We start from the raw sequence: 20931 nt of genomic DNA on the forward strand, positions 1-20931 counted from the left end.
ATTGAAAACAACATTACATTCTTTTATCGAGACAATAGAAATAGATTTAATAAAAAAAAGAAGAGAACTTCATGAATATCCAGAACTAGGGTTCACTGAATATGTCACAACTTATAAGGTTGGAAGTGAATTAGAAAAATTAGGTTTTACACTATCTATTGGCAAGGATTCACTTGTTGGTCATTCGCGATTAGGCATGCCCTCAGAGGCATACCTAAAGGAAAATGAAAATAGAGCTCGTGATATGGGTGTTCCAGAGGAATGGATGCAGAAAATGATAGGCGGTCATACTGGTCTTGTTGCACAACTTGATACTGGTAAACCAGGAAAACATATCGCAATGCGGTTTGACATCGATGCGCTCCCAATTTTTGAAGCTAGTGATCAACAACACTTTCCATACAAAGAAGGTTTTCAGTCAAAAAGAGAGGGAGTCATGCATTCATGTGGTCATGATGGACATGCGGTAATTGGTATTGGTGTCGCTATGTTTCTTGATCAATTTAAGGACTTGTTATCTGGACGTTTTACACTTTTATTTCAGCCAGCTGAAGAGGGTGGAAGAGGTGCAAAGCCGATGGTTGAAAAAGGCTGGTTGGATGATGTCGATTATTTTTTAAGCGGCCATATTGGTATTCATTCTCTGCCGGTAGGAAATATTGCAGCAACAACAACTAAATTCCTTGCTAGTACTAAATATAATGTGGTTTATAAAGGGAAATCTGCACATGCTGGTCTTGAACCAAACGAGGGAAGAAATGCTTTGTTAGCTGCATCTTCGGCTAGTCTTCATTTAAACGGAATAACCCGTCATGCAGATGGTGCAACCCGTGTAAATGTTGGAAAACTTGAAGCTGGGACAGGTCGTAATATTATTGCTGATTATGCGAGACTGGAAATCGAAACTCGTGGAGAGACAACCGCATTAAGTGATTATATGAGGGAAGAAGCCCTACGCATACTGAAAACAACTCCAATTCTTTATGACGTAAAAGAGGAGATCGAAATAGTTGGGTTTGCTCCTAGCGCTGAGTGTAATCAAGATTGGATCAACATGATTGAATCGGCTTGTAGCAATAGTGAACGAATCACAAATGTGATACCAGTTCTACCACTTGGTGCCTCTGAAGATGTCACATTTATGCTTGAGCATGTGCAGAAAATGGGAGGGCTTTCTACGTATCTAGTATTCGCGTCTCCACTTCCAGCAGGTCATCATCATCCAAGCTTTGATTTTGATGAAAAAGTATTAGCAACGGCCGTAGATGCACTAGCAAGAATCATTTTAGAAATAGCAAATAGAGATTGAAACAAAGGGTAGGTCCTTATTTATCTGAAAATTAAGTATTCACCAACCCTTATCGAGTGGTAAAATAAAATTATAACTAGCTATATAGTGGTCAGCAGTAGATTCACTTAGAAATGCACCAAAGGAATAATGTAATCCTTTGGTTTTTTTGTAAAGAATTTAATTATCTGTATTTTTATAATTGTCTAAAAGTAACTTAATTATCTTGGTTATTACATCATCAAATTTTTAAGAGGAGGCAATGAAATGGTAAAGGTAAATGGAATCGCTGAATCACTTCAAAAGATTGTAGAGATGGTAAGTAAAGAAAATCTTATGGAGTATACAAGCAAGGTATCAAGTGAAGTCCGCTTGTCCGGAACATCTGAGGAGCTAAGAGCATTTCGCTATGTAAAAGAGACATTGGAGAGTTTTGGAGTATCTACTAATTTACAGCATAATGATGCCTATATAAGCCTGCCAATTAGTGCCTCTTTAAAAGTGAATAGTCAACCAGTATCCTGTATTACACACTCAATGGCTGCAAGTACTCCAAAAGATGGACTTCAAGGGGAAATTATGTATGTTGGAAAAGGGACAGATGAAGACTATGAGAATTTACATATAGATAACAAGGTCGTTATATTAGATGGACTCGCTGTGCCAGGTGCTGTAAAAAAGGCACAGGATTTCGGAGCAATTGCTGCTATTTTCATTAACGCAGAATACACTCACGAAATGATTGTTTCACCTGTATGGGGAAACCCAACCCCAGAAACAATCTCATTATTACCGAATATTCCTGTTGTTTCAGTAAACTATCATGATGGACTTATGATCAAGAAAAACCTACAAAAAGGTAGTAGTAGTAACCTTCATGCATGGATTAAAACAGAGGTTGATACAGGTTGGAGAAAAATCCCGACACTCACAGCAGAGATTAAGGGAAGCACTGACTCCGAACACTATGTATTGTTTAGTGGTCATATTGATTCATGGCATTACGGGGCAATGGATAATGGTTCTGCAAATGCAACGATGATTGAGATTGCTAGAATCCTGTCACACTATAAAACTGATTTAAGAAGAAGCCTTCGTTTTGCCTTTTGGTCTGGACACTCTCATGGACGTTACGCTGGCTCCACCTTATACTGTGATGCCAACTGGGAGGATCTACATGATCACTGTGTTCTTCATATTAATGTTGATTCCGTTGGTGCCAAGGATGCGGTTGTATTAAGTGAAGCTAATTGTATGGCAGAAACAAAGGAGCTTGGCGGTAGAATCGTTGAAGAGTTTACCGGACAGACCTTTTATGGTACCCGTTTTGGTCGTGCTGGTGATCAATCCTTCTTAGGCGCTGGAATCCCATCGCTGTTTATGGGGCTTTCAGAGCAAGAGTTAACTAATACGCCTGCTACAGAAGCGTTTGCCCAGTTATTTGGTGGAGGGCGTGCAGGTGGCTTTGGCTGGTGGTGGCATACAACGGAAGATACGATTGATAAAATTGATCCAGACAACCTTGAAAGAGATTGTAAGATTTATGCTGCCGTGGTGGCTAAAGCTTGTACTGATGATGTGATCCCCATTAACCAATTAGCAGCTGTTGATGAGTTAAGGGAAGCTTTATTAAACTATCAAAAGATTTCAATCAATAAGTTAGATCTAAGCGTTTCAGTTAAAAGAATTGAAGAGTTAAAAAATCTTACTTCAAAATTACAAGATGCAACGGTAATGTCCCTCTCAGATGAATGTATAACGCTAGTAAACCTAGGCCTACTCAAGTTATCTAGGATATTAGTTCCGTTAAATTATGTCCAAGGAGATCTATTTCATCACGACCCTGCTATGAAACAATTTATTATTCCCGCTCTAGCAGATATCGAGAAGCTCGCATCTTGCCAAGAGGGTGATGAAGAATACTATATGTTAAAAACCAAATTATTTCGTCAAACTAATAAAGTAAACTACATGCTAAAACAAGCTATTCTTACGGTAGAGGATGTATTAGATAAGCTTAGTAGTTAAAAAGGTTAGGCGAGATTTAATTCAGTAGTAGATAAGGTTGGAGTGCTAGCACTCCACTCACAATAACCTAAACACCAACCTAAACACCCTAAATTCCTTTTAATGCTAAAGCCGATCGAAGTTATATCCACCAATCAAGAAACAAAACGTCCTGGCACGATACTTGCTTATTAATAAACTGAGATCTACATAAGAGAGGGGAAATAAAATGCCAACAGTCATGAATAATGAAATTGAAAAACTATTATTAGATGAGATTAGTTTGGATGTCCCAAAAGCAGTTCTTGAAAGATTTAGTACGTTAATACGTGAATCAGGTAGTGAAGATGAACGAATAGCCGCAGATTTTTTGGCTAGCTATCTTGAGGAATGGGGAGTACCTTATAAAGTACATCGTCCTGAATTATATCTTAGTGTTCCAAAGCGAGCATACTTAAAGGTTACTAGTCCAGTAGAAAAAGAATATCGTGTAAAAACACCTTCCTTTTCAATCGCAACGGGAGACCAAGCATTAAACGGGGAGCTTGTATATATTTCAACGGGATATGCAAAAGGAATTAATGACATTTTTGGAACAAAAGTAGAAGACAATGTTGGAGATCTTAATGGGAAGATTGTATTAACAGAAGGCTTCCCAATGCCAGGTAAGGTACAGGAATTTACCGAAATGGGTGTAACGGCGATGATGTTTATTAGCCCTGGTAAAAACATTCATGAAGGAATATGTACAACCATTTGGGGTGCACCAGATCTAGATAATATAAACGATGAACCTAAAATTCCCGTCTTAGCCATCAATAAATCAGATGGTGAAGAGTTAAAGGTATTATCTCAAAGTGGAAAAGTAGAAATTGAATTTAAAACATTCCTCGAAAAGGATTGGATGGAATGCCCTATTATTGATATTTTCATTGAGGGGACAGAAGAGCCTGAGAAATATGTATTGCTTCATGGTCACTTAGATTCCTGGCATGAAGGCATTGGTGATAATGCTACAGGAGACGCGACTTTACTAGAAATGGCAAGAATCCTCCATAAACACCGCAATCATTTAAAACGGAGTGTTCGAATTGCCGTCTGGACGGGGCATTCTACTGGCCGTTATGGTGGTTCTACTTGGTTTGTTGATCAATTTGGCTTAGATTTAGATAAGAATTGTGTCGCTCAAGTAAACTGTGATTCGCCAGGTTGTGTAGATGCGACATCCTATGAATATATGATGTGGATGAGTGAGGCAGATGAGTTTTGTAAAGATGTTATAACTGATGCAGTAGGTCAACCTTCAAAGGGAACAAGACCACTTCGCGCCGGCGATTATTCATTTAATAATATCGGGATCACCTCTTTCTTTATGCTTTCTTCTAGCATGCCAGAAGAGCTTTTAAAAGAGAAAGGCTATTATCCAGTGGGCGGTTGCGGCGCAAACATTGAGTGGCATACAGAGGAAGATCTTATGCATGTTGCTGATCTGTCAATCTTAGAAAAAGATATCAAAATTTATGTTACGGCAATTCTACGTGCTGTTAATGCACCCATTCACCCATTTAATTTTGTGAATACAGCTAATGAATTTGAGGCTACTATAAAATCTTATCAAGAACAGGCAGGATCTAATTTTGACTTTACCCCTGCACTTAATGAAGTGAAAGCTTTACGAGAGGATTTAGTCTCTTTTTACCAAGAAATTAAAGAAATGAAAGACCTACCAATGACTCATCCACAAGTGAAAAAGGTTAATACTATCATTGAAAAGTTAGCTAGAATTCTTGTAACCATTAACTTTACGAGAAAAGGTAAATTCCGTCATGATTCAGCACTAAATGTCCCACCACTTCCTGATATTGCACCTGCAGTAAACTTTGCGCAATTAAAAGAAGGTACTCACGAATATAAGGTACTCAAAACTCACTTAATGCGTGGACAAAACCGTGTTGTATGGGCATTACAGCAAGCAAGAGAATTATTATAGATTTATAAAATAGTAGAAGTGTCAGTTCTTCTAAAACTGGCACTTCTATTTCTTCATTCATTAATGGTCCTACTATCTTTCTTTGGGTACCCAAGATATTTACCGGAACAATAAAATCTTGATGGGAGGGAAACTTTTTTGTCGATACCTAAGCTGTTATTAGTGACACATGATCATCGGACATTTGAAATGTTTCAGGACCAAATTAAAGATTTTTATAAAGAAAAAATTATGATAGTTAAAGAGGAAGATCTTAATAAAGGTGAAGATATTGATTTAATACTAGTATCTTCCAGTCAACTAAAATACGAAAAGAATTATCCCTCAGGCCAAGTAATCATTGCAAGAAGAGCTATTGATCCAGGTATAGTGGAAAAACTTGTTGCTCTTCCACCTAATACAGAATGTTTAGTGGTAAATAATATCCCTGATTCTACTTATGATTCTATACGTTTTCTAGAAAATCTTGGGCTAAATCTAAGATTTTATCCTTATTATCCAGGAATCGACTCTTATAAAAAGACTAAAGTTGCCATTATCCCTAAAGCTACGGAAATAGTGCCAGAAGGAATCCAACAGATTATAGATATACACGTTCGTCCTCTTGATCTATCTACTTTAATTGAAATTGGTAGTCGATTACATATCAATTTGGACGAGGCACATCTCTTTTCAGCTAAATACATTAAAGAAATTATTCATTTAACCAGAAGTCTCACAGGTTTATTGAATGATGTAAATAAGCTAAATCATGAACTAGACGCAATTTTAAATACGGTTCACGATGGAATTATTGCTACAGATGGTGAGAGGAATATCATAAAAATAAACAAGGCTGCTAACAAAATATTAGGAGTTAATATAACTGAATTAGATATGATTGGAAAGAAAATCGATCATATTTTCCCAAAGCTTGTGTTACAAAATACAAATGAAGAATTAACACAGAGTAATAAATTGATTTCTGTGAATGAAAAAAAGTTAGTTGTGAACAAAACCTCTATTATTAAGGATGATCAAAACATTGGAGATGTTACTGCCTTTCAGGACGTAACACGTATTCAACATCTAGAACAGGACATCAGGAAGCAAATTCAAAAGAAGGGCTTCTCTTCGCGATATAGCACAGAGGATATCATTGGAAACAGCAAGAAAATAAAAGAAACCATTCGGATTATGGACAAAATCGGAAAAACAGACAGAACTGTGTTAATTCTTGGTGAGAATGGAACAGGAAAAGAGTTGTTTGCTCATTCGATTCATAATCTATCCATTAGAAAAAATGGCCCGTTTATTCCAGTTAATTTTGCAGGACTACCTGAATCCCTAGCCGAGAGTGAGCTATTTGGATATGAGGAAGGTACTTTTACAGGGGGAAATCGGGGTGGGAAACAAGGTTTATTTGAGATGGCCCATAATGGGACAATCTTTTTGGATGAAATAGGAGACGCTTCATTAAACCTCCAAATTTTATTACTTCGGGTGTTACAGGAACAACAGGTTATGCGAGTTGGGGGACGCGGGATTATACCTGTCAATGTCAGAGTAATAGCCGCGACGAATAAGGATTTAAAACGCTTAGTAGAAGAGGGAAAGTTCCGTGAAGATTTATACTATAGACTCTTTGTCTTACCATTACGAATACCTTCATTGAGAGAACGAGCAGAAGACATCCCAGTTCTCATTCACACATTCCTAAAGGATTATTCATCTTCCGTTCCTCAAATTGATGACGAGGTGATGAAAATACTACTAAACTATAAATGGCCTGGCAATATTCGTGAGCTTTTAAGTGTCATCCAATATATGACGATTGTTATGGAAGGCAAAACCATTACCGTCAATGATTTGCCAGAGCAATTCAAACAAACTAAAGATGCTAATAAAGTAGATCGCACCGACCTGATTTCAAAACTAAAATTAGAAGGGGAAATAGAAGAGTTTTATTATATTTTAAAATGTCTATATGAAGCTAAACAACAAAGAATAAATATTGGTAGAGGTAAAATAGTTGAATTTACCCAACACTATGAATGCCATTTGTCAGAGCAGCAGGTAAGACGTAGAATGGAGATTCTAAAAAACTTAGAGTTAATTCATTCAGGAAATAAGGGTCAAGGTAGCAAAATCACTGATTATGGTATATCTGTTCTTAACTTAATCAAACATTCCATGTTTAAAGTAAACTCCCTGAACTAGGTTCAAGTAGGTTAACCCTATTTGAACCTAGTTTTATGTAAAGTAATAGAAACTGAGCCCAATAAAGCCATATTTAATAGTACATGAGATGTTTTCTAGTTTTGGCATATATTTTGCTTGTTGTTTATTAGGGATATAAAGGAGTGATGCAATTGGATTTAGAACTAAGGTTATTACAGATTATGAATCAGGTTGTAAATGTTAGAGATTACGAAGATAAAGTAATAAAGAAAGAAATAATGGACCAACTATTAAAAGCATTTTCATTAGGGCCTTCCCTTGCAAATATTCAACCATGGGAACTTATTGTTTTAAACAATCCTATAGAAAAGCAAAAGGCTGTCCATGCTAGTCTTGATCCTTTCTTAACGAAGGGAAGTTTTGGTGCACAGCAATGGATTCAGCAAGCACCATTTGTCATGGTTGCTTGTATAGAGAAGAGAAGAGCACTAGCTAGATTGGGTGATGAAGGAGAAGTTTTTTCAATACAAGATCTATTCTCCGCTTTACAAAACTTCCGAGTTCTCGCAACCTTTAATGGCTTGAGCACATCAGTTGTAAGAGAATTTGATCAGAAGCAATTAAAAGAAAACTTGGATTTACCATGGTATGTTGAACCCCACGCTATTGTAACAGCAGGCTACAGTGATGTTATCCTGGAAATCCCCCCTAGGTTTAGTGTTAGGGAGATTTTACATGGAGGTTGCTATGATGAGCAGGGAAAATGAACAGTTATTTTTTGATGTGATTGAAAGACGAGCGAGTGTTCGCTCCTTTAAACAGAAGGAAATTCCTGAAACTTATATTAAGAGATTATTAGAAACAGCCATCTCTGCTCCTTCGAGTGGCAATATGCAACCATGGGAATTCATTATTATTAAAAAAGAAAACCAAAAACATGAATTGGTTAAATGCACTTATTTTGGATACTTTTCAAAAGGAGAAAATTATCAAACATGGATTGCGTATGCTGGATTAATCATAGTTGTCTGCGCCAACTTAAAAAGAACCTGTGCCAGGTACGGGGTGGACGGGAAGGAATGGGCCCCCATTGACGTTGCCGCGGCCACTGAAAATATATTGCTGGCTGCAACTAGCTTAGGGTTAGCAGGTTGCTGGGTCGGTGGATTTGACGAACAAAAATTAAAAGAGTACTTAAATATTCCTTCATATGTTAAACCAATTGGAATGGTTCCAATTGGTTTCCCGAAAGGAACAACAACTAGAAAATATAGAATGGATTTAAAGTGGCTTACGCATGATGGTGTGTACAATCAGCCTTATTTTAAAGAGTAGAGGAGAGGTATGATGAATGATACAAAAGATCTCGAGGAAACGTTGATAGCAGAAATAGAAATGAACACGGCTGCTTGTGTTCTCGCAAAATTTAGTGGACTTGTTAGAGAATCTGGTAGTGAGGATGAAAAATTAGCATCACTGTATTTGGAAAGCTTCTTAAAGAAGTGGGAGGTCCCTTATAAGGTTCATGAACCTAAGCTTTATTTAAGTGTTCCAAGAAGTGCATCAATTGTCATGCACGAGCCCGAAATGAAACAGTTTAAGGCAAAATCTCCTTCAGCCTCATATTCAACAGGAGAAACAAGTCGTAAAGGTGAACTTGTTTATTTACAATCAGATGTTAATCTCAATGATAAATATGATCCAATGGCTAAGCATGATTTAGGTCATATAAAAGGCAAGATTGTTTTAATGGATGGCTACCCGGTTTCAGGTAAGGTTAAAGAATTCGGTGATGCGGGTGCAGTCGGTGCTGTATTTATAAGTCCTGGAGAATATATTCATGAAGGAACGTGCTCTGCGATTTGGGGTTCTCCTGATCTCGATAGTATAGATGAAGAACCACAGATTCCAGTTCTTGCAATCTCCTATACTGATGGTGAATATTTTAAAGAATTAACTTGTAATAAGAAGGTAGTCTTAGAGATTCAAACAGAGCTTGATAAAGGCTGGTTTACTTGTCCACTGCTCGATATTTTTATTGAAGGATCAGAAGAACCTGATAAATATTTGCTCCTCCACGGTCACTTAGATTCATGGCATGTTGGAATTGGAGATAATGCTACTGGTGCTGCTGCATTAATGGAAATGACAAGACTTTTTTACAAAAACCGGAATATGATGAAACGAAGTATTCGTATTGCCATCTGGCCAGGTCATTCAACCGGTAGATACGCTGGTTCCACTTGGTTTGCGGACGAGTTTGGATTAGATCTGGATGAAAACTGTTTTGCTCAGGTTAATTGTGATTCCCCTGGATGTCGATGGGCCACTTCCTATGAATCTATGAACTGGATGAGTGAAGTCGATGAGTTTTGTGTATCTGCGATTAGGGATGCTGTAGATCTTCCTGCTAAGGGTTCAAGACCACACCGTGCGGGTGATTATTCTTTCAATAATATCGGAATTACGTCGTTCTTCATGCTATCTTCTACGATGCCAGATGAATTGGTGAAAGAAAAGGGCTACTATCCAGTTGGGGGTTGTGGCGGAAACATACAGTGGCATAGTGAAGAAGACGAATTAGTAATTGCCGACTATAAAATTCTAAGAAATGATATTAAGGTGTATATCACTTCAATTATTCGAGCCGTTAATTCAACTGTTTATCCATTCAATTATGTTAAAACACTAGATGAAATCTTGGGGACTTTAGAAGCCTATCAAGCAGCTTCAAAAGGTCATATCTCACTTTACAAGGAGATTCATGAAGCTGAACATTTACGATCGGCATTACTAGATCTTTATCAAGATATTGAGGTTCTTAAAGATCAAACCATTAGAAGTGAAAAAGTGCAGATTGCCAACTCAAAACTATTGCAGCTGTCACGCCAATTGATAAAAATAAACTATTCCCGTCAAGGTGAATTCCGCCACGACCCCGCCTTAGATATACCACCGATTCCTGATCTTTCAGCAGCATTAGAGCTTAAAGAGCTAGATCAGAATTCTCATCGGTATAACGTCACATTAACCCACCTGAAACGGGGTTCGAATAGAGTATTATGGACATTACGTAATGCTAGAAAGTTACTCTCTAATTGAAACTTTATTATTCTTGAAGGAAAGTTCGAATAAAATGTAGATTCTGAAAAAAACGGATTGATTTACTCATTTTAGTTTCGTTTTCAATCAAAAAGTAAGGGTTATCGCCGAAAATTAAATTTAATCAACTAAACCTTAAGGTAAATCAACGGAATTATTAATTTTATCAACGAAAAATAGGCATTTATCAACGATTTACCTTTTTCTCACAAAAAATATATTGATGACAAATGTTTCGAAAGGAGCTAGACAATGGTAATAAATCAATTAGAAAAACAATTGTCTGATGAGATTTCTACTGAAAATCTAAAATCTGTGCTAAACAGGTTCAGCACGTTAGTAAGGGAATCAGGAAGTGAGGATGAACGAATAGCTTTCCGATTTTTACAGAATCAATTAGAAGAGTGGAAAATACCCTACACGCTACATAAACCAAAGCTTTATATTAGCATTCCTAAACAGGCAGAAATAAAGCTACTTGCACCTCATGAAGGTGTAATCAAGGCTAAGACACCTTCGTTTTCTGTATCTACCGGTTCAGAGTTGAAGAGTGGGGAGATTGTCTACGTACCCACTCATCAAGCTAAATCAATGAACGATATTTTTGGAGTTATTAAAACGAACCAAATTGAGCAGGATTTATCCGGTAAAATCGTCTTAACAGAAGGATTTCCTATGCCAGGTAAGTTGCCTTATTTTACAGAGCTTGGTGCAATCGGAGCCATATTTATCAGTCCTGGTCACAATATTCATGATGGCATTTGTACACCGATATGGGGAGCACCAGATCTTGACAATATGAATAACGAGCCGAAGATTCCTGTCCTAGCGATTAACCAAGAGGATGGTAAACACTTGCAAACTCTATTAAAAGATCAGCAGGTTAACTTACAGTTTCGAACACAGCTTGATAAGGGCTGGATCGAATGCCCACTAATCGATATTATGATTCAAGGTACAGAAGAACCTGAAAAATACCTTTTATTACATGGTCATGTAGATTCCTGGAGTGTTGGTATAGGAGACAATGCGACAGGTGATGCGGCATTGCTAGAAATGGCAAGACTTCTTCATAATCATAGGAATCAGCTTAGGAGAAGTGTTCGGATCGCATTATGGCCAGGGCATTCAACCGGTAGATACGCAGGATCAACTTGGTTCGCTGATCAATTTGGGATCTCATTGGAAAAGAATTGCATTGCCCAGGTAAATTGTGATTCACCCGGCTGTCGATGGGCCACCTCTTATCAATATTTAGAATGGATGAGCGAGGCAAACGAGTTTTGTGTAGAAACCATTAAGGAATCCATTGGTGAGGAAGCAAAAGGAGTTCGACCACTGCGCTCAGGTGATTACTCTTTTGATAACATTGGGATTACATCGTTTTTAATGCTTTCATCTTCCATGCCTGAAGAATTAGCTGATGAAAAAGGGTATTATCCAGTGGGTGGCTGCGGAGGAAACATTGCTTGGCACACTGAAGATGATGTGATGGAAATAGCAGATATAGATATTCTTAAAAAGGATATCACCATGTATTTAGCTGCCGTAACTCGGGTAGTTAATGCGAAGCTTCTTCCATTTAAATTTACCGATACGGTTACAGAATTTATTGAAACAATAAAACAATATCAAGGATTTGCTGGAACGGATTTTGACTTCTCTGAGATGTTAGATGAAGCAACCAGACTTCAAGAGGATCTTCAGCTTTTTTATCAAAGGGCTTCACTAGCAAATGAATTTACAGAATTTAATGAAAAAATAGTAATATTAGCACGTATTCTTGTTCCTATCAATTATACTAGAGTGGGGAAGTTTAGACATGATCCAGCTCAAGCAATTAGTCCTTTACCTGACATCGCACCTGTTGTTGAACTTCAAGGTATTGATAAGGATTCACATTATTATCATGTGTTACAGACTCATTTAAGGAGAGGCAGTAACCGGATCATTTGGTCGTTTCTTCAAGCAAGAGAAGTAGTAAATACCTAATACGGAGGTTAACTAACATGGATTTTCAGCGCGTCTTATCATTAGTAGAAGAAAGAAAAGATGAATACTTAGAAATGTTATTTACCCTATTACGGCAGAAAAGTATCAGCTCACAAAATGATGGAGTAGTAGAATGCGCAGATTTATTAAAAGGAATGATGGAAGACATCGGTGTATCTACTCAGATATTCAAAACAGAAGGGCAGCCGATTATTTACGGAGAAATTATGACTGACCCTAGTAACCTCACTATCTTGTTTTATGGCCATTATGATGTACAGCCCGTTGATCCATTACATCAATGGTTGTCTCCGCCATTTGAACCGACGATTCGAAACGGTAAAATTTACTGTAGAGGCGTGGGCGATAATAAAGGACAATTAATCACTCATTTATTAGCAATTAAGACGATGCTAGATGTATGTGGTGAACTTCCGATTAATGTGAAATTTGTTTTTGAAGGAGAAGAAGAGAGTACGAGTGTTAGTCTTCCTGTGTTTGTTGAGAATCATAAAGAATTATTGAAGACTGATCTAGTCTATACAGCCGATGGGCCTATGCCTGTTGGAGGTGAGCCATTAGTTCTGTTAGGTGTTCGTGGTGTGTTATGTGTGGAGTTAGCCGTTAAGGAAGCAGAATGGGATAATCACTCTGGTAACAAAGGTAACATTGTACCTAACCCTGCATGGACACTAGTTGAACTTCTTGCTACGATGCGTGATCAAGACCAAAGAGTAACCATAGAAGGTTTTTATGATGATATCTTACCAGCAACGCAGGCTGAACTAGATCTATTAAAAAAACTACCATATGACAATCAGAAGATTGGTAAGGAAATTGGGTATGACAAGCTCAATATGGATGGCGAAACGTACTACCGAAAGCTTACATTAGAACCGACCTTTAACATCCAAGGTTTTGTAAGTGGATACGGAGGAGAAGGCTCCAAAACAATCATCCCCTCTGAGGCAAAAGTGAAAGTTGATTTTCGGCTTGTACTAGACCAAAATCCAAAAGATATATTTGATAAAGTTGCGGCACATGTAAAAATACATGCACCTGGAGTAGAAGTAAAGTTTTTAGGCTCGATGGAACCATCCAGAACTCCATATGGCAATAGGTTAGTGAAGGTAATAGAACAAGCGGTTGAAAAAAGCTACAACCAGGAACCTATCGTTCAACCTAGTCTTGGAGGTAGTTTACCAGATTATGTTTGGACAAAAATCTTAAATGTTCCATCAGTTGTGGTTCCTTATGCCAACTTTGATGAACAAAATCATTCACCGAATGAAAACTTAAATCTAGAAAACTTCTACAATGGCATTAAATGTACTTGTCATGTAATCGAGTGCCTTGGTGCATATTCTAAAGAGCAGATGAAAATCAGTAAATAACTTATAAGATTTTTCATAACTTAGTGCGGTGCATTCCTTCTTCAGGGAGGGAGTGCACCTTTTTGGTGCTCTTTTGTAATGACATATGGATCCGGTTGCAAGTAAGAAATCATCTACAAACTAACGTAAACTGCTCCATATTAAGTTTGATTAACAATTAATTGTATTCATTATTAACAAAACATAAGGACGAGAGCCCCTATAGGCTACCTAACCTTCTCCACACACCCCAATACCTAAACCTATTAAACCCTAAAAACTCCAAGTGAAACTCCTGAAACAATCATATATAGGACAATTAAAAGTTGGCACGAACCTTGCTTTAAATAAAGGTAAATAGAAAAGTCGGAATTCTCAGTTAAAAGGATTCATTGCTTCTATTTTAAGTGTTCATTCAAAAGGGAGGGTAATGACATGAAAAGCTTTAAGACAATCAACGTGTTAGTCATTATTATGTTGCTGATGAGTTTACTAGCTGGCTGTTTAGGCGGAGCTAAGCAAGAAACCGTGACAGAAGAAGGTGAAGATCCAGTAGTATCTGAGATTGATGATCCTGAGCGGGTTATCAGAACACTCGAGATTTTAACAAGACCGCAGGCTTCTTCTCCAGATGAATTCGAAACAGCGAACCTCATACTAGAAGGTATGCAACAGCTCGGGTTGTCAGCAGAACTAGATGTTATGCCATGGGAACAAATGTCTGATATTGTCTGGTACGACCGAGATCAATGGGATATTACAGGTTGGCAAATGGCTGCACGACCGGAACGACTAGATCCCGATGAGTTTATTTATAATTTGTTCCATTCAAAGAATATTGCAGATGGATATAACTTTGTTGGATACAACAATCCTGAATACGATAGTATCGCAGAAAAGCAACGTGTCGAAATCGATAAAGAAACCCGTAAGCAGCTTGTTTATGAGGCTCAAGAAATAATAGCTAACGATGTTCCTTATTTCTTTAATGTTAATGCCACATTAAACTACGTTTACAATAATAAGGTTTTTGAAGAAAGCTCAATTAAAGAAATGGCAGGATTAGGGATTAAGAACTTCTGGACTTACATTCATGCGACCCCCAAAGGAGAACAGAAGGATTTTATATTAAATAGTAATGATAATATTCAGGCTGTTAATCCCCTTTATATCAGTGGTTCTGTAGATTCTTGGGTTACAGAATTAGTTTGGGACCGTTTAATGAGAATGGGTGAGGATGGACTTCCAAAACCATGGGCAGCAGAAAAGGTTGAATGGGTAACAGACACAGAGGTAAAGGTAACACTTCACGAAGGAATGAAGTGGCATGATGGAAAACCTGTGACGGCAGAGGATGTTCAATATTCTTTTGAAGTTCCGTTAACAGATGAAGTGCCCATGTATAAGCCATTCGTAGAGAATATAGAAAAAATTGATGTAATCGATGATTTAACGTTAACTTTTACATTAAAAGCTCCATATGCAGCATTCGAAACGGCTAGTCTTGCAAAAATCAACTTGATTCCTAAGCATGTTTGGGAACCAATCATTGAAGATTTAAAGACAAAGCCTGAAAATGCTGAGAGCTACCAAGAAGAGGTGCCAATCGGTTCAGGTCCATTTAAGTTCTCGAATTGGAAATTCTCTGAGGAATTAGTATTAGAAGCAGATAAAGGGCATTTTGCTGCACCGAAGATTGATCGTTGGATTGTTCGAATTGTACCTAATATGGAAGCGTCACTTGGAATGATTCAAAACGGTGAGATCAATTTCTTAGCTACTTATTTAGGAGATGCCCAATTATTACAACAAAAGGTTAATGAAACACCAAGCTTAACAATGGTTTCCTCAACAGACTTAGGATTCAGATTCTTTGCTCCAAACCTACGAAGAGCACCTTTTGATGATGTTGCCTTTAGAAGAGCGATTGCGGCAATTATTGATCGTGATTTATTAGTTGGTGCCATCTGGAAGGGTTTTGCAGAACCATCTGATTCCATTATTTCTTCTGCTCTTGACTTCTGGAAAAATCCTGATTTGAATTATCCGTCTGGTGGGGTAGAAGAAGCTAAAAAGATACTTGCTGAGGCTGGATACGAGTGGGATAAGAATGGAAAGTTATTATACCCAGAAGGTAATACTGAGCAAATTAGTAAGTAAACCAATAATAGTGAGTGCCGACATTTGGTCGGCACTTCCCAATATGAAAGAGAAGGGAGGAAATACTAGTGAATGGAAAGTGGAGATTTTTTATTTCTAGATTAATTCAGATGATTTTCACTCTATGGGTTATTGCCACTATTCTTTTCTTTTTATTCCGATTAATGCCTGGTAATCCTTTAGCTGCCTATATCGACCCAACATTTACAAAAGAACAGCAGGATATATTACTTCAACAATTTGGGCTTGATAAACCTTTGTGGCAGCAGTATTTTATTTATTTCGGTAATCTTCTACAAGGTCAATTAGGAGATTCATTCTTTTTTAAAGAACCAGTTTTAGAGATTATTTGGAGAGTATTTCCTAACACAATCTATCTAATGATTATTTCATTGTTAGTTGCTTATACAATCGGAACGTTAGGTGGAGTTTTACTCGCTTGGAAACGTGGAACAAAGACCGAAACCACAGGAATTGTTCTAACTTTATTAACTAGATCCGCACCGCAGTTTTGGGTTGGAATGGTTGTACTAGCGATTTTTTCCTTTCATTTAAACTGGTTTCCATCTGCTGGTGCCTCAACAGCTGGAACTGTTTATAACTCAGAGCTAGAAAAGTTATTTTCATTAGACTTTTACCATCATTTATTTTTACCAGGACTAACACTGTCTATCTACTTGTTAGGCCTTCCACTACTTCTCATGAGATCCAATATGATGGATGTAATGGGGGAAGCGTATGTTGACATGGCACATATGCGTGGATTAAAAGACTGGAGAATCATGCTTAAGTATGCAGCTAGGAACGCAGCATTACCAGTTATTACAGCAATGGCTGTTGGGATAGGTTATGCAATTGGGGGAAATGTCGTAATCGAGACAGTATTTAGCTGGCCTGGCTTAGGAAGATTACTAGTTAATGCAGTTACCTCAAGTGATTATCCGTTAGCTCAAGGTGCATTTATTTTGATTGCAGCGATTATGGTCTTCATGAATTTTATTGCTGACATTTTATATAGTCTACTAGATCCAAGAGTCGTAAGGAGGTGATCATTTGAACACAAATGTAGAAACGAACCCTCAGCCTACTAACATGTATTCAGGTAAAAATCTTTGGTTTCGTGTATTTGTAAGAAGATTTATAGCATTTCTTAAGTTTTTTAAACAAGATAAATTTTGTATGGTGGGCGCGATCATCTATCTGATTTTTATAATTCTATATATTTTCGCTCCGATGATCGCTCCCTATAACCCTCATGAAATGATTAAGGTCGATGGAAAGTTACTATTTAATGCACCGCCATCAGCTGAGCATTGGTTAGGTACAACAAATATGGGTAGAGATATCTTTTCTCAGCTCATATACGGCGTTCGTCCAGCCCTAGTTGTCGGCTTCAGTGCAGCCTTCTTCGTAATGGTTGTTGGGACGTTAGTAGGGTTATTTTCTGGCTATTTTCAAGGGAAAATAGATAACTTCCTAATGAGAGTAACAGATATCGCTTTTGGAATTCCATTCGAACCATTTGTTATTGTGCTCGTTGCTTTTTTAGGAGCAAGTATATGGAATATTGTACTAGCGATGGCGCTTTTATTATGGAGAGATACGGCAAGGGTTATACGATCACAGGTATTAACTGTACGTGAACGGAATTTTGTCGAAGCCGCAAAAGTGTCAGGTGCCTCACACCTACGAATTATCTTTGTACAAATTGCACCAAATATCCTCCCGTTATCCTTTCTATATGGATCACTTGCAGTTGGTTGGGCAATCTTGACGGAGGCGGCGGTTAGCTTTTTAGGGTTTGGTGATCCTACAATCGTGAGCTGGGGTTATATGCTTCATGATGCTTATGTATCACAAGCCTTATCCAGAGGAGCCTTCCACTGGTTTGTACCTCCTGGGATCCTGATTATGTTAGCAGTAATGGCTGGTTTTTATATTGGAAGAGGTTCAGAAGAAATTTTATACCCAAGATTGAAAAAGCATTGATGACCGGAGGTGAGTGAATGGCTTTGTTAGAGGTGAAAAACCTTGAAATTTACTATCAAACAAAAAGAGGAACGAGTAAAGCAGTAGATGATGTGTCTTTCGAATTAGAACAAGGAAAAAGTATTGGTATTGTAGGGGAAAGCGGGTGTGGCAAGAGTACCCTTGTTAAAGGAATTATTAGAGTAATGGCAAAGAATGGTTCCATTAATAACGGAGAAGTCCTCTTTAACGGAAAAGACCTAACTAAAATATCTGAACAAGAGATTCGTTCGATTAGATGGAAGGAGCTGTCACTCATTCCACAAGCGGCGATGGATTCTTTAAACCCTGTTTATCCAGTCTTAGATGCGTTTGTGGAGATTCTAACGTTGAAAGGTAATATGAAGAAAAAGCAGGCAGTTGAACGCGCAAAAGAGTTATTTGATATGGTCGGACTTGATCAAAAACGCTTAACATACTACCCACATGAATTTTCAGGTGGGATGAAGCAGAGAGCTGTCATCGCACTCGCCTTAGCTCTTAATCCAAAGCTTATTATTGCAGATGAACCTGTTACTGCACTTGACGTAATCGTTCAGGATCAAGTATTAAAGGAGCTTACTAGATTAAGAGAACAATTAGGAATATCGCTAATCTTAATTACCCATGACATCTCAGTAGTTGCTCAAACCTGTGAGTCTATCGCGGTGATGTACGCCGGAAAAATTGTGGAAAAGGGTCTTGCAAGAAATGTATTAAAAAATCCAACCCATCCATACACCATGGGACTTGCAAATGCATTCCCAAACTTAAAGGAGCCTGACAAACCTTTAATTTCAATTGAAGGCTCACCACCAGACCTAGTAGATCCACCCACTGGTTGCCGTTTTGCAGAACGTTGCCCTTTTAAAATAGCTCAGTGTACTCAAGAAGAACCTAAACTTGTAGAGGTGGAAGTAGGTCATTTTTCTGCCTGTCATAGACTAGCAGAGATCGATGAACTTCGTGAGAAATCTAAGGAGGTGAGCACATGGGAAAAAGTAATGTCATAGAGGTTCACGACTTAAAAATGCATTTCCCTGTTCGTCAAAACCTTTTTAAGAGAAATAGTGGGGATTCTTTAAAGGCTGTAGATGGAGTAAGCTTTTCCATCCCTAAAGGTCAGTCACTTGGAATTGCAGGCGAAAGTGGTTGCGGTAAAACTACGACTGGGAAGATGCTATTACAGCTATATGAACCAACAGGTGGCACTTTTCATTTTAACGGAGAAGATGTGACTCACATTAAATCCAAGAAAGACATTAAAAAGTTTCGTAAACAAGCACAACTTATGTTCCAGAATCCATTTGAGGCGCTAAACCCGAGATTTACAATCTTTAGGTCACTTCTAGAGCCATTGATTATTCACGGAATCGGTACAAAGGAAGAGCGAGTAACTCTTGTTAAAGAAGCATTAGAAAGAGTTAACTTACATCCAGCTGAAACCTATTTTGAAAAATATCCTCACCAAATGAGTGGTGGTCAGCTTCAGCGGGTTGTCTTGGCAAGGGCTTTAATAATTGACCCAATTTTCATCGTTGCGGATGAACCAGTATCCATGCTGGATGTATCTGTACGTGCAGGTGTACTGAACTTAATGAAAGAAGTTACAAAGAGTATGGAACTGACAACCGTTTATATTTCTCATGATTTATCACTCATTCAATATATGTGTGAGCAAACAGCCATCATGTACTTAGGCAAAATTGTGGAAATCGGTAATACCAGAGAAGTACTAGCAAATCCCCAACATCCTTATACACAGGCCTTGATTAGTGCAGTACCAGTCCCTGATCCAGACCAAAAAAGTGAACAAGTTAACATTAGCAATCATGTACCTAGCCCTATTAATCTACCACCAGGTTGTCATTTTCAAAACAGATGTCCATACGCTGAGGCCATTTGTAAGCAAGAAGGGCCTGAGCTAAAAGAGACAACGGATGGTCATAAGGTTGCCTGTCACATGGTACATGACAAAAATAACTTGTTTAAAGAAAAGAAAATTGTCACAGTTTAGCCTGATTTTCTAGATCTGAAATAGATCTCTTAAATAAATTTCTGTTAGAAAAGGGGTATTAGAATGAAGATTGTTTATGTAGTTCCTGGACCGATGAACCTTGAAGAAGTAGCTAGAAGAGGTGCACTTTTAAAGCAATGGGCTGGTGAAGGAGTTCAAGTCGATATTTCAACAGTAGCCGATGGTCCTGCCTCAATCGAATCTATGTATGAAGAATATTTAAGCATTCCACAAACAGCTAAACTAATATATCAACATGAACAAGAAGGATATGATGCAGTTGTATTAGGTTGTGCGGGTGATCCCGGTCTCGATGCATACCGAGAAATCACAACCAATCTAACAATTGTTGGTCCTGCAGCTTCTAGTTTTCATACCGCCGCTTTGCTCGGTCATCGATTTTCTGTTTTGACTGTTACTGATAGTACGATTGCAAGCGCCTATGAACTTGTTCAAAAGGCAGGTTTATCGAGTAAGCTTGCCTCTGTAAAGGCTGTTAATATTCCAGTATTAGAACTAGGAGTTGATCGCCAAGCTACTCTAGAAAAATTAATCGCGATTGGTAAAAAGGAAATAGAAGAAAACGGTGCTGATACCCTAACGTTAGGTTGTATGTCAATGGGATTCCTCAATGTAGCAGAGGATATGCAGGAGGCCCTTGGTATCCCTGTAATAAATCCTGCAAAAAATGCATTAAAAGTAGCCGAAGCATTAGTTGGTGCAGGCTATCGCCACTCGAAGAAAGCATATATGGTTCCACCAAAGCTTGCATCTGGCAAAGTGAAGTCTCTTGATGAACTTCATGTTACAAGAGTAATCCAATAGATTCATAGAT

15 protein-coding genes are annotated in these 20931 nt (G+C 38.0%); all 15 read left to right on the forward strand.

All coding sequences use genetic code 11. The annotated features are described in order from the left end of the window. Position 1 precedes the first annotated feature (1 nt). The 15 genes from G4D63_RS12355 to G4D63_RS12425 all read left to right on the forward strand — a co-directional run bounded on the left by G4D63_RS12355 (position 2) and on the right by G4D63_RS12425 (position 20921). Positions 2-1309, forward strand: a complete 1308-nt coding sequence (locus G4D63_RS12355) for an amidohydrolase (protein ID WP_163179975.1) — start codon at positions 2-4, stop codon at positions 1307-1309. Between the two features lie 246 nt (positions 1310-1555). Further along, positions 1556-3316, forward strand: a complete 1761-nt coding sequence (locus G4D63_RS12360) for a M28 family metallopeptidase (RefSeq protein WP_163179976.1) — start codon at positions 1556-1558, stop codon at positions 3314-3316. A gap of 208 nt (positions 3317-3524) precedes the next feature. After that, entirely contained in the window at positions 3525-5285 is a 1761-nt protein-coding gene (locus tag G4D63_RS12365; protein WP_239585968.1) for a M28 family peptidase, read from the forward strand. Positions 5286-5423: 138 nt separating this feature from the next. Beyond that, entirely contained in the window at positions 5424-7484 is a 2061-nt protein-coding gene (locus tag G4D63_RS12370; RefSeq protein ID WP_163179977.1) for a sigma-54 interaction domain-containing protein, read from the forward strand. Positions 7485-7636: 152 nt separating this feature from the next. Next, a complete protein-coding gene (locus G4D63_RS12375; protein ID WP_163179978.1) occupies positions 7637-8212 on the forward strand; it encodes a nitroreductase family protein in 576 nt (191 codons plus the stop codon). Continuing rightward, positions 8181-8780, forward strand: a complete 600-nt coding sequence (locus G4D63_RS12380; RefSeq protein WP_163179979.1) for a nitroreductase family protein — start codon at positions 8181-8183, stop codon at positions 8778-8780. The genes G4D63_RS12375 and G4D63_RS12380 overlap by 32 nt, the downstream gene beginning before the upstream one ends. Positions 8781-8792: 12 nt before the next feature. Next, entirely contained in the window at positions 8793-10547 is a 1755-nt protein-coding gene (locus G4D63_RS12385) for a M28 family peptidase (RefSeq protein WP_163179980.1), read from the forward strand. A 252-nt stretch (positions 10548-10799) separates the two neighbouring features. Then, positions 10800-12539, forward strand: a complete 1740-nt coding sequence (locus G4D63_RS12390; protein WP_163179981.1) for a M28 family peptidase — start codon at positions 10800-10802, stop codon at positions 12537-12539. Positions 12540-12556: 17 nt separating this feature from the next. Next, complete coding sequence (locus tag G4D63_RS12395) at positions 12557-13933, forward strand: M20/M25/M40 family metallo-hydrolase (protein WP_163179982.1); 1377 nt, start codon at positions 12557-12559, stop codon at positions 13931-13933. Positions 13934-14347: 414 nt separating this feature from the next. Continuing rightward, positions 14348-16072 (forward strand): ABC transporter substrate-binding protein, encoded by a 1725-nt coding sequence (locus G4D63_RS12400; protein ID WP_163179983.1) that lies wholly within the window; start codon positions 14348-14350, stop codon positions 16070-16072. A 68-nt stretch (positions 16073-16140) separates the two neighbouring features. Further along, positions 16141-17121 (forward strand): ABC transporter permease, encoded by a 981-nt coding sequence (locus G4D63_RS12405; RefSeq protein WP_338023963.1) that lies wholly within the window; start codon positions 16141-16143, stop codon positions 17119-17121. Between the two features lie 4 nt (positions 17122-17125). Further along, the gene (locus G4D63_RS12410; RefSeq protein ID WP_239585967.1) at positions 17126-18061 is read left to right on the forward strand and encodes an ABC transporter permease; all 936 of its coding nucleotides are present in this window, start codon (positions 17126-17128) and stop codon (positions 18059-18061) included. A 17-nt stretch (positions 18062-18078) separates the two neighbouring features. Then, a complete protein-coding gene (locus G4D63_RS12415; RefSeq protein ID WP_163179984.1) occupies positions 18079-19092 on the forward strand; it encodes an ABC transporter ATP-binding protein in 1014 nt (337 codons plus the stop codon). Then, entirely contained in the window at positions 19071-20096 is a 1026-nt protein-coding gene (locus tag G4D63_RS12420; protein WP_163179985.1) for an ABC transporter ATP-binding protein, read from the forward strand. Before G4D63_RS12415 ends, G4D63_RS12420 begins: the two co-directional genes overlap by 22 nt. Before the next feature lie 63 nt (positions 20097-20159). Further along, a complete protein-coding gene (locus G4D63_RS12425) occupies positions 20160-20921 on the forward strand; it encodes an aspartate/glutamate racemase family protein (protein WP_163179986.1) in 762 nt (253 codons plus the stop codon). Positions 20922-20931 lie beyond the last annotated feature (10 nt).

This window comes from Bacillus mesophilus (assembly GCF_011008845.1).
Lineage (GTDB): Bacteria > Bacillota > Bacilli > Bacillales > SA4 > Bacillus_BS > Bacillus_BS mesophilus.